This is a genomic window from Paracraurococcus ruber (genome assembly GCF_004353985.1).
Lineage (GTDB): Bacteria > Pseudomonadota > Alphaproteobacteria > Acetobacterales > Acetobacteraceae > Paracraurococcus > Paracraurococcus ruber.
Genome location: NZ_SMOA01000168.1, coordinates 1 through 12,758, shown reverse-complemented (window position 1 = coordinate 12,758; position 12,758 = coordinate 1). Strand labels below are relative to the sequence as shown.

Below are 12,758 nucleotides of genomic sequence, written 5' to 3'. Positions count from 1 at the left end.
CGGCGGCGCAGATTGGCGCGCAGCGCGGCGGCAAGCCGCGCCTCCCGCTCGGCCTTCGCGGCGGCGCGCGCGGGCGGCTCGGCGGCGGGTGGCACGGCGTCCGGGTCGGCATCCTCGGCCATGGCCATCCACTCGGCGCCGGCGCCGCCGCTGTCAATCGCCGCGCCGGGCAGCGCCGCGCAGCACCCGTGCGGAACCGCGCGCGGCGCCGCGGCTTCCGATGCGGGGCACGCGCGGCCCGGGGGGTGGCTTGCTTGACAGTCGGCGGGGGGTGCCGTAGCAGCCGCGTGCCTTCCGGCGGAGCGCCGACGGGGGAGCCAAAGTGGACGATCGGAACGGGTTCGAGGAGCGGTTGCGCGAGGCCAGGACCCGCAGGGGACTGGACAAGCCGCAACCCAATCGCGGCTCGCTTCCTGGCGGGTCCTGGGGCATCGGGTTCCGCGCCGGTGTCGAGGTGGTGTCGGCCCTGGTGGTCGGCATCGTCCTCGGCGGGCTGCTGGACCGTTGGCTCGGCACCTGGCCCTGGCTCTTCCTCGTGTTCTTCGTCGCGGGCGGTGCCGCCGGGGTGCTGAACGTCTATCGGCTTTTCACCCCGCGCCGCGGCGCCTGACTCTGACGGCCGCGCCGAGGGGAAGACCCCCGCGCGCGGCCCCTACACGGGTGCTGGGAGCCGAACGTGGCCGCCGAAGGCAAGACGATCGACGCGCTGAGCCAATTCGAGCTGACGCCCGTGCTGGGCATCGTCGGCCATTCGGTCGGCTTCACGCAGTCCAATGCGCTGATGTTGCTGGCCGTCGGGCTGATCACCGGCCTGATGATGTACGGCATGGCGCAGCGGTCGCTGGTGCCGGGCCGGTTCCAGGCGCTGGCCGAAAGCGCCTATGAATTCGTCCAGGGGCTGGTGACCGAGCAGATCGGCGACGAGGGCAAGCGCTTCTTCCCCTTCGTCTTCTCGCTGTTCATGTTCATCCTGTTCGGCAACCTGCTGGGCATGTTTCCCTACGCCTTCACCTTCACCAGCCACATCGCCGTCACCTTCGGCCTGGCGGCGGTGGTGTTCGTGCTGATCACGGTGGTGGCGCTGGCGATCCACGGCACCAAGTTCTTCGGCTACTTCTTCCCGGAAGGCGCGCCGATCTGGCTGGCGCCGATCATCGTGCCGGTCGAGATCGTCTCCTACCTCTCGCGGCCGGTCAGCCTCTCCATCCGTCTGTTCGCCAACATGGTCGCCGGCCACGTCATGCTGAAGGTCTTCGCCACCTTCATCGTGCTGCTGGGCGGCCTCGGCGCGGTCGGCCCCTTCGTGGCGACGCTGCCGCTCGCCCTCAACATCGCCCTGGTCGGGTTCGAACTGCTGGTGGCCTTCCTGCAGGCCTATGTGTTCGCCATCCTGACCTGCATCTATCTGCACGACGCGGTGCACCTGCACTGAGCCGTCTGTAGAACACCCCTCCCTAAACCTGGAACGGAAGGATCTCTCCCATGGAAGTGGCAGCCGCGAAGGCCCTCGGGGCCGGCATCGCCGTCATCGCGCTGTTCGGCGTCGGCCTCGGCATCGGCAACATCTTCTCCTCGCTGATCACCAGCGTGGCCCGCAACCCGGGCGCCCGCGACGCCGTCTTCCCGATCGGCATCCTGGGCTTCGCGCTGACGGAAGCGGTGGCGCTCTTCGCGCTGCTCATCGCCTTCCTCATCCTGTTCGCCTGAGCCGGTGCGGGGCGCGCGGGCCGCGCCCCGTCTTCCCCCAGGCGGTAGGAGAGATCGCGTGAAGCCTCGGGTACTCATTGCCGTCGCCGCGGCCGGGCTGGCGCTGTTGCCGGCCCTGGCGCTTGCGGCGGCACAGACGCATGGCGGGCCCCCGCCGGTCGAGGGCATGCCGCAGCTGGCCTTCGGCCATCCCGAGCAGGGCCGCTACCTCGTCGCCAACGTCGTCTGGCTGCTGATCATCTTCGGCGTGCTCTACCTGACGATGGCGCAGGTCGCGCTGCCGCGGGTGGAAAGCGTGCTGGCGGAACGCCGGGCGCGGATCGAGGGCGACCTCGAGCAGGCGCAGGCGTCGAAGCAGCGCGCCGATGCGGCGCTGGCCGAGCACCAGGCGGCCACCGCCAAGGCGCGGGCCGAGGCGCAGGCAGCGATCGCCGGCGCGACGCAGCAGGCGCAGGCCGAGGCCGCGCAGAAGGCCGAGGCGCTGAATGCCCGGCTGAACGCGCAGATCGGGGAGGCCGAGCGGCGCATCGCCGCATCCCGCGACCAGGCGATGTCGGCGCTGCGCAGCGTCGCCTCCGACGCCGCGGAAGCGATGGTGTCCCGACTGACCGGCGGTGCCGACCGCGCCGTGGTCGAGCAGGCGGTGACGGCCGAGCTGGCGGCGAGGGGACGGGCCTGATGCACAGCTACGAGCATTTTTGGCTCGATCCCAAGTTCTGGGTCGCCATCAGCTTCGTCGCCTTCCTGGTCCTGTTCGGCCGCAAGGCCTGGGCGCAGGCGGCGCGCATGCTGGACGCCCGCGGGGAGCGGGTGCGGGCCGAGCTGGACGAGGCGGAGCGGCTGCGCCGCGAGGCCGAATCCATGCTGAAGCAGGCCGAGGCGGACCGCGCCGCGGCCCTGCGGGAGGCCGAGCAGCTGCTGGCCCGGGCCCGGGCCGAGGCTGCGCGCGTCGCCGAGGCCGCGGCGGCCGAGGCCGAGGCGGCGGCAGCGCGGCGCGAGCGGATGGCCATGGACCGCATCGCCGCAGCCGAGGCGAGCGCGGTGGCCGAGGTGCGCGAGGCGGCGACGGAGATCGCCACCGCCGCGGCGCGCAACGTGATCGCCGAGCGCGTGACGGCCGAGGCCGATGCGGTGCTCATCGACCAGGCGGTGGCCGACCTGCCGCGCGCCCTGCGCGCCTGACCGGCCCGACGGGTCTCTGGCAAGCCCTCGCGCAGGCCCCTGCGCGGGGGCTTGTCGCGACCGCGCCCCGGCCATCGCCGGCGGCGTGAGAACAATCGACGGGTGACAGCGCAACCCGGGCTTGTAAACTTCCTGGTAAGACTCCACGGGGAGGAGGGCGGGGCCGCCGCTCTGCCGGCCGCGCGGGAACGGGCGCCAGCATGGACCAGAATGTCACCTCTCCGGCGGGCGAACCGCCCGCCACCCTCACCGAGGGCGAGATCGCCAGCGCCTTCCAGGCCGTACTCGGCCGCCCGCCGACCGGGCCGGCCGACCTCGCCTATCATCTCTCGCTCGGCTTCCGCGACCAGCGGGAGCTTGGCACCTACCTGCTCTGCACCGACGAATTCCGCCTGCGCTTCGATGCGCTGGAAGCCGCCGGGCGCGCCGCCCCCGGGCGACGCCCCACGGGGTCGAACCGGCCGGTGACGGTCTTCCTCGGCGACCGCGTGCTCACCCAGACGCATCGCGGGCTGAAGATCTATTGCGTCCCGCATGACGTGGACCTGACGCCGCACCTGATCCAGACCGGGGAGTGGGAGCGGCATGTGGAACAGGCGCTGCAGCGCCTGCTCCGTCCCGGGCAGCGGGCGGCCGATATCGGCGCCAATATCGGCTACCACACCCTGACGCTGGCGGCCGCCGTCGGCCCGACCGGGGAGGTGCACGCCTTCGAGGCCAACCCGGCCCTGCACGAGCTGCTCTACGCCACCATCTTCGTCAACGGCGCGACGCCCTGGGTGCGGCTGCACCGCAGCGCGGTGATGGACCGGCCCGGCAGCATCGTGCTGGCGGCGCAGCCGATGCATTTCGGCAGCGGCAACGTGGTCCCCGCCGCCGGCATGCCGCAGCAATACCACGCCGAGTATTCCCGCCAGGTGGAGGTGCCGGCCGTCACCCTGGATGCGGCCCTGCCGCCCGGCCTCGCGCTCGACCTCATCCGCATCGATATCGAGGGGTCGGAGCCATCGGCGCTGCGGGGCGGGGAGGCGGTGATCCGCCGGTCCCCCAACCTGCGCATCGTCAGCGAATGGGCGGTGGGCATGATGGCGGCGCGCGCCGATGTCCCCGGCTTCGTCGCCTGGCTGCGCGAGCTGGGCTTCGGCTTCTGGCGGATCGGCGGGGAAGGGCGGCTGGACCCGGTGGCGCCGGAGGTCCTGCCGCGGCTGCCGCACAGCGACCTGGTGATCAGCCGGGACGATCCGGGGCGCTGACCCCGCCAGGCCCACGGGCGACCACGCCCGCCGGCCCGCGGGATGCCTGCCATCCACGGTGCCCGACCTGCGATCTCCGGGCGGGTTCGCCGGGCCATGATGGCGGGGGAGGCCATCGCCGGCAGGGCGGCGGCGCGCGCCTTCGCAGTCCCGCCGCGCCGGCCGGCCCGGCAGGCCCTAGCCCATTGTTTTCAGAGCATCTTCGGGTGTTCGGATGATTTCCTCGGACCACGATCTGCTCTAACCTGCCCCCAGCCTTGAGTGCTGGGAGAAATCCACGGAATGCGACGCCTTGCCATCGCTGCCGCCCTGCTGTGCGGCACCGCCCTTGCCATCCCCGCCCCCGCCGGCGCCCAGGTCTTCCGCTGGGCCAATGACGGCGACGTCAATTCCATGGATCCCTACGGCCGGAACGAGACCTTCCTGCTGTCCTTCAACGCCAACATCTACGAGCCGCTGGTGCGGCGGAACCGCGAGATGGCGGTGGAGCCGGCGCTGGCCGCGCGCTGGGAGCAGCCCAGCCCGACCGTCTGGCGCTTCCACCTGCGCCCGGGCGTGAAATTCACCGACGGCACGCCCTTCACCGCCGAGGATGTGGTGTTCAGCGCCCAGCGCGTCCGCGCCCAGGGGTCGAACCTGCAGGCGGTGCTGGCCTCGGTGAAGGAGGTGCGGCGGGTCGACGACCTGACGGTCGAGATCGAGACCAACCAGCCCAACCCCATCCTGCTGCAGGAACTCACCACCTGGGGCATCATGTCCAAGGCCTGGGCGGAGAAGAACAACGCCACCCGCCCGGCCGACCTGACGAGCCGGGAGGAGAATTTCGCCACCCGCAACGCCATGGGCACCGGCCCATTCCGGCTGGTGAGCCGGGAGCCGGACCGCCGCACGGTGCTGGAGCGGAACCCGGGCTGGTGGGACACGCCCACCCACAATGTCGAGCGGGCGGAGCTGAACATCGTCGCCAATGACGCGACGCGGGTCGCCGCGCTGCTCTCGGGCGAGGTGGACTTCGTCTACACCGTGCCGCCGCAGGACGTGACGCGCATCGGCAACTCGCCGGGCGTGCGCATCATCCAGGGGCCGGAGCTGCGGACGATCTATTTCGGCATGGACCAGCTGCGGCCGGAACTGCTGAAGAGCGACGTGAAGGGCAAGAACCCCTTCCAGGATGCCCGCGTGCGGCGCGCGCTGTACCAGGCGATCGACGTCAACGCCATCCAGCGCACCGTCATGCGCGGCCAGTCCAAGCCCACCGGCCTGATGTGGGGCCCGGGCGTCAACGGCTTCCAGCAGGCCGACGACACCCGCCTGCCGGTGGACATCGAGGGCGCGAAGAAGCTGCTGGCGGAGGCCGGCTACCCCAACGGCTTCGGCGTCACCATGGACTGCCCGAACGACCGCTACGTGAATGACGAGGCGATCTGCACCGCCGCCGTGTCCATGCTGGCCCGCATCGGCGTGCGCGTCACGCTGAACGCGCAGACCCGCGCCCGCTTCTTCGCCGAGGTGAACGGGCCGCGCTACAACACCAGCCTCTACATGCTGGGCTGGACGCCGGCGACGGGCGACGCGCACAACGCCATCTTCAACCTCATCGCCTCCCGCGACGGGCAGTCGCGCGGCGTCTTCAACAATGGCGGCATCGCCAATGCCCGCGTCGACGAGCTGAGCAACCTGATCGCGGTCGAGACCGACCCGGCGAAGCGCCAGGCGATGATCAGCGAGGTCGGGAAGATCGTGCGCGACGAGGCGCTGTACATCCCGCTGCACCAGCAGCAGATCGTCTGGGCGGCGCGCAACAACGCCGAGGTGGTGCAGACCGCGGACAACTACTTCGCGCTGCGGCATGTGCGGCTGAGCGGCCGCTGAGAGAAGGCCGGGGGGAAGGTGTTCTCCCCGGACCCCTCATCCATGTCTGGGAGTTCGGCATCCGCCGCGCGGCGAGTCCCGACTCACAGAAAGCGAAGGAGGGGCTTGGGGAGGACATGCCGTTTCCTCCCCAACCTTCATCCCCTCTCGACCAGCGCCAGGAAATTGGCGCTGCTGTCCTCAGCCACCCGGAACCAGGCCTGGGTGTCGCGGCGGAAGCGGTCCCAGCCCGCATGCACGCGGCGGAAGCGCGGGTTGCGCTCGCCCATCTCGGCATAGGTGTCCTGCGTCGCCTTGTAGCAGGCCTGCAGCACGTCCCGCGGATAGCCGCGCAGCTGCGTCCCCGCGCCCACCATCCGGCGCAGCGCCGCGACGTTCAGCATGTCGTAGCGGGACGTGCTCCAGACCTGGCTCTCGGCGCAGGCCACCTCCAGCGCCTGCTGGTAGGCTTTCGGCAGCGCCTCCCAGGCGCGGGTGTTCACCATGATCTCGCCCTGGGAGCAGGGCTCCCACCAGCCCGGGTAGTAGTAGTAGGGCGCGACGCGGTTCAGCCCCAGCTTCTCGTCGTCATGCGGCCCGACCCATTCGGCGCCATCCACCACGCCGCGCTCCAGCGCCGGGTAGATGTCGGCGGCGCCCAGCTGCTGCGCGATGACGCCGAGCTTCGTCAGCACCGTGCCCGCCAGGCCGGCGATGCGGAATTTGAGGCCCTTCAGATCCTCGACCGACCGGACCTCCTTCCGCAGCCAGCCGCCCATCTGCGCGCCGGTGTTGCTGCAGGGGATCGTGACCACGCCCTGGTCGCGATAGACCTCCTCCATCAGCTCGCGGCCGCCGCCCTGGTGGATCCAGGCCAGGTGCTGCCGCGCATTCATCCCGAAGGGCATGACGGTGCCGAAGCCGAGGCTCGGGTCCTTGCCGATGTAGTAGTAGGCGGCGGTGTAGCCGCATTCCACCGTGCCGGCGCCGACCGCGTCCAGCACCTGCAGCGCCGGCACGATCTCCCCGGCGGCGAAGATGCGGATCTGGAAGGCGCCGCCGGTCAGCTCGGCGACGCGGCGGGCGATGATCTCCTGCACGCCCCACAGCACGTCGGTGGATTTCGGGAAGCTGCCGGGGCAGCGCCACATCACCGGCTGCTGCGCGGCGGCCAGCCTTGGCGCGGCGAGCGCGGCGCCGGCCGCGCCCGCGGCCACCAGGCCGCGACGATTCATGGACATGGCTTCCTCCCCTCCTGGCCCGAACGGCGGCCAGCGCCGGGGCCCCGGCATCACATCATGCCGGCGGCGGGGCGGGGAGATGCAAATGTCCGCTTTGTGGCAAAGGGGTCGCGGCGGCGTCAGGCCATGCCGGGATTGACGCCGCGGCAGCTCGCCTCGAACCCGTCGGAGATGAATTCCGGCCGCTTGTAGAGCCCCTTGATCCAGCTCGCGAGCATGCAGAGCTCCTCGAGCCGCAGGATCTCGTCCAGCGTGCCGTCGGGGAAGCGGATGGCGAAGCTGGCGGCGATCATGCCGAGCAATTCCTCGACCTGCTCGATGCTCAGGCCGATCTCGGTCTCCAGCTGGGCGTGCCGCGTCAGGCGCGCTTCCTCGACGCCATAGTCGTCGCGGATCGCCTTCACGATCCAGCGGAACATGGTCATCCAGTTGGTCACACCGTCCGTCGGCCTGGCCATGCGTCCCGTACCTGATGGCGCGCTGCCGGACCGCAGCGGGGGCATCCTGCGCCGGGATTGGCTAAGGCAGGGTTACGAGGGGGACGGGCCTTCGTCCGCCCCCCCGGGTGGCGCTCAGCGCTGCGCCGTCTGCACCGCCAGGAAGTTGCCGAGCGAATCCTCGGCCACCCGCAGCCACTGCGTCTGCTCGATCCGGAAGGCGTCCCACTTCTCGTGGATCCGCTTGAAGCGGGCATTGCCGGCGCCGATCTCGCCGTGGAATTCCTGGGTGGCGCGGTAGCAGGCCTCCAGCACCGGCCGCGGGAAGCCGCGCAGCTGCGTCCCGCCGGCGATCAGCCGCCGCAGCGCCGCCGGGTTCAGCACGTCGTAGCGCGCCGCCATCCAGTGCCAGGCTTCCGTACAGGCGGCGGCAAGCACCGCCTTGTACTGCGCCGGCAGGTCGTCATGGGCCTTGGCATTCACCATCAGGTCGATGGACGGCGAATACTCCCACCAGCCGGGATAGTAGTAGTATTGCGCGACGCGCTGGAACCCCAGCTTCTCGTCGTCATGCGGGCCGACCCATTCCGCCCCGTCGATCACCCCGCGTTCCAACGCCGGGTAGATGTCCGGCCCGCCGATCTGCTGGGTGATGACGCCCAGCTTGCCCAGCACGTTGCCGCCATAGCCGGCGATGCGGAATTTCAGCCCCTTCAGGTCGTCGACCGTGCGGATCTCCTTGCGGAACCAGCCGCCCATCTGCGCCGCGGTGTTGCCGGCGGGGATGCCGACCACGCCCTGGTCGCGATAGACCTCGGCATACAGGTCCCGCCCGCCGCCATGCGTCAGCCAGGCCCAGTGCTGGCGGGAGGACAGGCCGAAGGGCAGGCAGGTGACGATCGCCAGCGACGGGTCCTTGCCCAGGTAGTAGTAGCCGCTGGTGTAGCCGCATTCGACATTGCCGCCACTGACCGCATCCAGCACCTGCAGCGCCGGCACCAGCTCGCCCGGGCCGAAGGGCTGGATCTGGAAGGCGCCGTCGGTCATCTCCGACACCCGCCGGGCGATGAATTCCTGCGTGCCGTAGAGCGTATCCAGCGATTTCGGGAAGCTGCCCGGGCAGCGCCAGCGGATGCGCGGCTGCGCGGCGGCGAGGTTGGGGGTGGCCAGCAAGGCCGCGCCGGCCGGGGCGGCCAGCACGTGACGACGATTCATCCGGCGGTTTCTCCCTTGTGTCGGATGCGGCACACTGGGCTGGCCATCGCCGCCGGGCAATCGCCGCGGTGCCTGCTTTTTCTCCGGCGGTGGCCTCGTGTCAGGCGAAGGCGCCGCTCTGCTGCCGCCACAGCCGGGCATAGACGCCGCCCTGCCGCAGCAGCCCGGCATGCGTCCCTTCCTCGGCGATGCGGCCATGGTCCAGCACCACCAGCCGGTCCATGCGGGACAGGGTGGACAGCCGGTGCGCGATGGCGATCACCGTCTTGCCCGCCATCAGCGTCTCCAGCTGTTCCTGGATCGCCGCCTCCACCTCGGAGTCGAGCGCGCTGGTCGCCTCGTCCAGCACCAGAATGGGCGCGTCCTTCAGCAACACCCGGGCGATGGCGATGCGCTGCCGCTGCCCGCCGGACAGCTTCACCCCGCGCTCCCCCACATGCGCGTCGTACCCCGTGCGGCCGCGCCAGTCCTGCAGGTCGCGGATGAATGCATCGGCATGGGCGCGGGCGGCCGCCGCCTCCACCTCCGCCAGCGTCGCCTCCGGCCTGCCGTAGCGGATGTTCTCGGCGATGGAGCGGTGCAGCAGCGCGGTGTCCTGGGTGACCACGCCGATCGCGCCGCGCAGGCTCTCCAGCGTCACCCCGCCGATATCCTGGCCGTCCACCAGGATCCGCCCCGCCTCCGGCCGGAAGAAGCCCAGCAGCAGGTTCACCAGCGTCGACTTGCCGGCGCCGGAATGCCCGACCAGACCGATGCGCTCGCCCGGCGCGACGCGCAGGTCGAGGCCCTGGATCACCCCGCGGGAGGTCTCGCTCAACTCCCGCCCATAGGCGAAGCGGACCTGCTCGAACCGGATATCGCCACGCGGCACGCGCAGCGCCTTCGCCCCGGGCGGGTCGGGCGCGGTGGGCGGCACGGCGATGCTGTTCATGCTCTCCTGCACCACGCCCAGGTTCTCGAAGATGGAGGTGACGTTGAAGGCCACCCAGCCGGAGATGTTGGCGATCTGCCAGGCCATGGGCAGCGCCGTCGCCACCGCCGCCACCTCGATCCGCCCCTGGGTCCAGAGCCAGACCGCGATCGCCGCCATGCCGGTGATCATGGCGGCGTTCAGCGTGGCCAGGGCGAAGCCGTTGAACGTCACCAACCGCATCTGCCGCTGGAAGGCCTCGGTCAGCGCCAGCACGCCGTCCCGCACGAAGGCATCCTCCTCCCGCGCCCGGGCGAAGAGCTTCACGGTCTGGATGTTGGTGTAGCTGTCGACGATGCGGCCGGTCAGCAGGCTGCGCTGGGCCGAGGCCTCGCGCGAGCGGTCGCGCATCCGCGGCACCAGGAAGCGCAGCAGCAGGGCGTAGCAGGGGAACCAGGCGGCGATGGGGATGGCCAGGCGCCAGTCGGTGCTCGCCAGCAGCAGCAGCGCGGCGGTGCCATAGACCAGGATGTACCAGACGGCGTTGATGACCTGCACCACGCTCTCGCGCAGCGCCGGCCCGGCCTGCATCACGCGCGTGGCGATGCGGCCCGCGAAATCCTCCTGGAAGAAGGGCAGGCCCTGGCGCACCACCTGGTAGTGGCTCTGCCAGCGGATCATCGATGTCACGTTGCCGTTGATGCCCTGCTGGGTGATCAGGTTCTGCAGCAGCAGCGCGGCGGGCCGCCCGATCAGCAGGATGGCGGTCATGCCCAGCAGGGCCGGCCAGGCCTCGCCCCACAGCGCCTCCGGCCGGTGCGTCGTCAGCAGGCCGACCAGGCGCCCGATCATGGTCGGGATGGCGGCATCCATCAGCGCCACCAGCATGCCGGCGCCGAACAGCGCCAGGAACAGCGCCCGGGTCTGCTTCATGAAGTGCCAGTAGAAGCCAGGCAGGCTGCGCGGCGGCGCATCCCCCGGCACCGGGGTGCCGAGGATGCGGCCCGCCATCGCCCCAGGCGGTGCGACCGGGTCGATCAGGCGTTCGAAGAGTCGGAAGGGGCCGCGACGGAGCATGAAGCAGCAACGGCCCTGGCCGCGTCCGGGTCAAGCGAAACCCTGTGATGCGGCACGCGGCGGCGGGGGGCGTGCCGCGCGGGCGCGCGGGGCGCCGGCCCGGGCCCGGCATCCATCTTGGATTCACCAGGGCCTGCGACCATTTCGCCCTCGACGCCGAGGAGCCCCGCATGCGCCACCGATCCGACCAGGCAGACCGCACCGCGGCGCTCCTCTCGGCCGCCCTGATGGATTCGGCGCGCGGCCGCGCCCGCACCGCGGCGCATCTGCGGGTGCGCGGCCCGGGCGCGCTGCCGCTGATGCTGGCGCAGGGGCTGTTCGTGGCCGTCGCGGCCCTGGTCCTCGTCCGGATGTTCTGACGCCCGCCCTGCCACCGGCGACGACGCCGGAGGTCATCGCATCGCCGCGGCCGTCGCGCTTTCCTGTCCGCAGAAGGGCGGATCGCGGCGCGGCGAGGATGCCGCGACGCCTGGGTCCGCCCCGCCATGGAGGCGCTGCAGCGGCGCCGCGTTCGGCCTGGAACGCGAACCGCCGTCGCCGCGGCAGGGGGAGCAGGATGATGCAACGGCGCAGCATGATGATGGCGGCGGCCGCCGCCGGGTCGCCCGCCGCCGCGGTCGCGGCGCGGCCGCTTGCCATCCCGCCCGGCGCCGTCGCGGTGCTGGTCACGCTGGCGGTCCGGCCGGGGGCGGAGGATGCGTTCCTCCGCCTGCTGCATCCGGTGCTCGACGCCATGCGGGCGGAACCCGGCTTCGTCTCGGCCGCCCTGCACCGGGACCCGGCCGATCCCGCGCGCTTCCTGCTGCACGAGATCTGGGCCGACCGGCAGGATCTGGTCGAGGTGCAGATGCGCCGCCCTTACCGTGCGGAATACGAGGCGCAGCTGCCGGCGCTGCTCCGCCGGCCGCGCGCGGCGGAGGTCTGGGCGCCGCTGCGCGCCGACACGGGCGGCTGACGCGGGCGGCCGGCTCGGGCGGCGCGCCGCTACTCCGCCGCCTGCGGGCCTTCCGCCATCTCCACCGCGCGGCCGAGATCGACGCTCAGCAGCCGCGACACGCCGCGTTCCTGCATCGTCACGCCGTACAGGCGGTGCATGCGCGCCATGGTCAGCGGATGGTGCGTCACCACCAGGAAACGCGTGCCGCTCTCCGCCGCCATGCCGTCCAGCAGGTCGCACAGGCGCTCGACATTGGCGTCGTCCAGCGGCGCATCCACCTCGTCCAGCACGCAGACCGGCGCCGGCTGGCAGCGGAACACCGCGAAGATGAGGGAGAGCGCGGTCAGCGCCTGCTCCCCGCCGCTCAGCAGGCTGAGCGCGGCGAGCTTCTTGCCCGGCGGCTCGGCATAGATCTCGAGGCCCGCCTCCAGCGGGTCCTCGGACCCTACCAGCGCCAGATGCGCCCTTCCGCCGCCGAACAGCCGGGTGAAGAGGTCCACGAACTCCCGGTTCACGCGATCAAAAATGGTCCGCAGCCGCTCGCGGCCCTCGCGGTTGATATGGCCGATGGACCCGCGCAGCTTGGCGATGGCGGCGCCGATCTCCTCCCGCTCGCGGACGATTTCGCTGGCCTTGCCCTCGATCTCGTTCAGCTCGACCTCGGCCCGCAGGTTCACCGGGCCCATATCCTCGCGCTCGCGCGCGAGGCGTTCCAGCTTGCGGCGGGCCTTGTCCTCGGCGGCGTCGGACAGCTCGGCCGGCGGCGGCAACTCGGCATTCTCGCCCAGGCGTTCCAGCACGCGCTCGCGCACCGCCTCGGCGGCGGTGGTCGCCTGCTCGGCCGCGCCCTCGGCGCGCAGCTGCGCTTCGCGCGATGCGGCGAAGGCCGCATCGGCGGCGCGGCGGGCCTCGGCGGCGTCGCGCCGCTCCGCCTCGGCGGCGGCCAGC

General features: G+C 71.6%; 13 protein-coding genes and 1 pseudogene. 9 read left to right on the top strand and 5 right to left on the bottom strand.

The genetic code is table 11. The annotated features are described in order from the left end of the window. The first annotated feature begins 322 nt into the window (after positions 1 to 322). The 7 genes from E2C05_RS22260 to E2C05_RS22230 all read left to right on the top strand — a co-directional run bounded on the left by E2C05_RS22260 (position 323) and on the right by E2C05_RS22230 (position 6,014). Entirely contained in the window at positions 323 to 610 is a 288-nt protein-coding gene (locus E2C05_RS22260) for an AtpZ/AtpI family protein (RefSeq protein WP_133221842.1), read from the top strand. 66 nt (positions 611 to 676) lie between these two features. Continuing rightward, positions 677 to 1,432 carry a F0F1 ATP synthase subunit A gene (locus tag E2C05_RS22255; RefSeq protein WP_133221841.1) on the top strand — a complete coding sequence of 252 codons (756 nt, stop codon included), beginning with the start codon at positions 677 to 679 and terminating at the stop codon, positions 1,430 to 1,432. Positions 1,433 to 1,482: 50 nt separating this feature from the next. Further along, on the top strand, positions 1,483 to 1,707 hold the full coding sequence (locus E2C05_RS22250; RefSeq protein ID WP_133221840.1) for an ATP synthase subunit C family protein: 225 nt from the start codon (positions 1,483 to 1,485) through the stop codon (positions 1,705 to 1,707). Positions 1,708 to 1,765: 58 nt separating this feature from the next. After that, entirely contained in the window at positions 1,766 to 2,386 is a 621-nt protein-coding gene (locus tag E2C05_RS22245) for a F0F1 ATP synthase subunit B family protein (RefSeq protein ID WP_240046828.1), read from the top strand. Next, complete coding sequence (locus E2C05_RS22240) at positions 2,386 to 2,889, top strand: F0F1 ATP synthase subunit B family protein (RefSeq protein WP_133221839.1); 504 nt, start codon at positions 2,386 to 2,388, stop codon at positions 2,887 to 2,889. The genes E2C05_RS22245 and E2C05_RS22240 overlap by 1 nt, the downstream gene beginning before the upstream one ends. 200 nt (positions 2,890 to 3,089) lie before the next feature. Further along, on the top strand, positions 3,090 to 4,142 hold the full coding sequence (locus E2C05_RS22235; protein WP_133221838.1) for an FkbM family methyltransferase: 1,053 nt from the start codon (positions 3,090 to 3,092) through the stop codon (positions 4,140 to 4,142). A 282-nt stretch (positions 4,143 to 4,424) separates the two neighbouring features. Beyond that, a complete protein-coding gene (locus E2C05_RS22230) occupies positions 4,425 to 6,014 on the top strand; it encodes an ABC transporter substrate-binding protein (RefSeq protein WP_133221837.1) in 1,590 nt (529 codons plus the stop codon). Between the two features lie 137 nt (positions 6,015 to 6,151). On the opposite strand, the gene E2C05_RS22225 is transcribed toward E2C05_RS22230, so the two are convergent. From E2C05_RS22225 to E2C05_RS22210, 4 genes are all read right to left on the bottom strand, one after another. Next, entirely contained in the window at positions 6,152 to 7,228 is a 1,077-nt protein-coding gene (locus E2C05_RS22225; RefSeq protein WP_133221836.1) for a TRAP transporter substrate-binding protein, read from the bottom strand. A gap of 125 nt (positions 7,229 to 7,353) precedes the next feature. Next, positions 7,354 to 7,692: an acyl carrier protein gene (locus E2C05_RS22220; protein WP_133221835.1), complete on the bottom strand. Its 339-nt coding sequence runs from the start codon at positions 7,690 to 7,692 to the stop codon at positions 7,354 to 7,356. Between the two features lie 114 nt (positions 7,693 to 7,806). After that, complete coding sequence (locus E2C05_RS22215; RefSeq protein ID WP_133221834.1) at positions 7,807 to 8,886, bottom strand: TRAP transporter substrate-binding protein; 1,080 nt, start codon at positions 8,884 to 8,886, stop codon at positions 7,807 to 7,809. A gap of 100 nt (positions 8,887 to 8,986) precedes the next feature. Beyond that, the gene (locus E2C05_RS22210; RefSeq protein ID WP_133221833.1) at positions 8,987 to 10,873 is read right to left on the bottom strand and encodes an ABC transporter ATP-binding protein; all 1,887 of its coding nucleotides are present in this window, start codon (positions 10,871 to 10,873) and stop codon (positions 8,987 to 8,989) included. Positions 10,874 to 11,043: 170 nt separating this feature from the next. Between E2C05_RS22210 and E2C05_RS22205 the strand changes: the two genes are divergently transcribed. Both E2C05_RS22205 and E2C05_RS22200 read left to right on the top strand, forming a co-directional pair. Beyond that, positions 11,044 to 11,232: a hypothetical protein gene (locus tag E2C05_RS22205; RefSeq protein WP_133221832.1), complete on the top strand. Its 189-nt coding sequence runs from the start codon at positions 11,044 to 11,046 to the stop codon at positions 11,230 to 11,232. A 200-nt stretch (positions 11,233 to 11,432) separates the two neighbouring features. After that, a complete protein-coding gene (locus E2C05_RS22200) occupies positions 11,433 to 11,828 on the top strand; it encodes a putative quinol monooxygenase (RefSeq protein ID WP_240046827.1) in 396 nt (131 codons plus the stop codon). Between the two features lie 29 nt (positions 11,829 to 11,857). Here E2C05_RS22200 and E2C05_RS22195 read toward each other — a convergent pair. Beyond that, positions 11,858 to 12,758 (bottom strand): annotated as a pseudogene (locus E2C05_RS22195) (chromosome segregation protein SMC); the annotation flags it as partial.

Excerpts from the sequence above, each read along its gene's own strand:
- E2C05_RS22230 (WP_133221837.1), top strand. The coding sequence starts at position 4,425 with ATGCGACGCCTTGCCATCGCTGCCGCCCTGCTGTGCGGCACCGCCCTT.
- E2C05_RS22215 (WP_133221834.1), bottom strand. The coding sequence starts at position 8,886 with ATGAATCGTCGTCACGTGCTGGCCGCCCCGGCCGGCGCGGCCTTGCTG.
- E2C05_RS22205 (WP_133221832.1), top strand. The coding sequence starts at position 11,044 with ATGCGCCACCGATCCGACCAGGCAGACCGCACCGCGGCGCTCCTCTCG.
- E2C05_RS22235 (WP_133221838.1), top strand. The coding sequence starts at position 3,090 with ATGGACCAGAATGTCACCTCTCCGGCGGGCGAACCGCCCGCCACCCTC.
- E2C05_RS22200 (WP_240046827.1), top strand. The coding sequence starts at position 11,433 with ATGCAACGGCGCAGCATGATGATGGCGGCGGCCGCCGCCGGGTCGCCC.
- E2C05_RS22225 (WP_133221836.1), bottom strand. The coding sequence starts at position 7,228 with ATGAATCGTCGCGGCCTGGTGGCCGCGGGCGCGGCCGGCGCCGCGCTC.
- E2C05_RS22210 (WP_133221833.1), bottom strand. The coding sequence starts at position 10,873 with ATGCTCCGTCGCGGCCCCTTCCGACTCTTCGAACGCCTGATCGACCCG.
- E2C05_RS22220 (WP_133221835.1), bottom strand. The coding sequence starts at position 7,692 with ATGGCCAGGCCGACGGACGGTGTGACCAACTGGATGACCATGTTCCGC.
- E2C05_RS22240 (WP_133221839.1), top strand. The coding sequence starts at position 2,386 with ATGCACAGCTACGAGCATTTTTGGCTCGATCCCAAGTTCTGGGTCGCC.
- E2C05_RS22250 (WP_133221840.1), top strand. The coding sequence starts at position 1,483 with ATGGAAGTGGCAGCCGCGAAGGCCCTCGGGGCCGGCATCGCCGTCATC.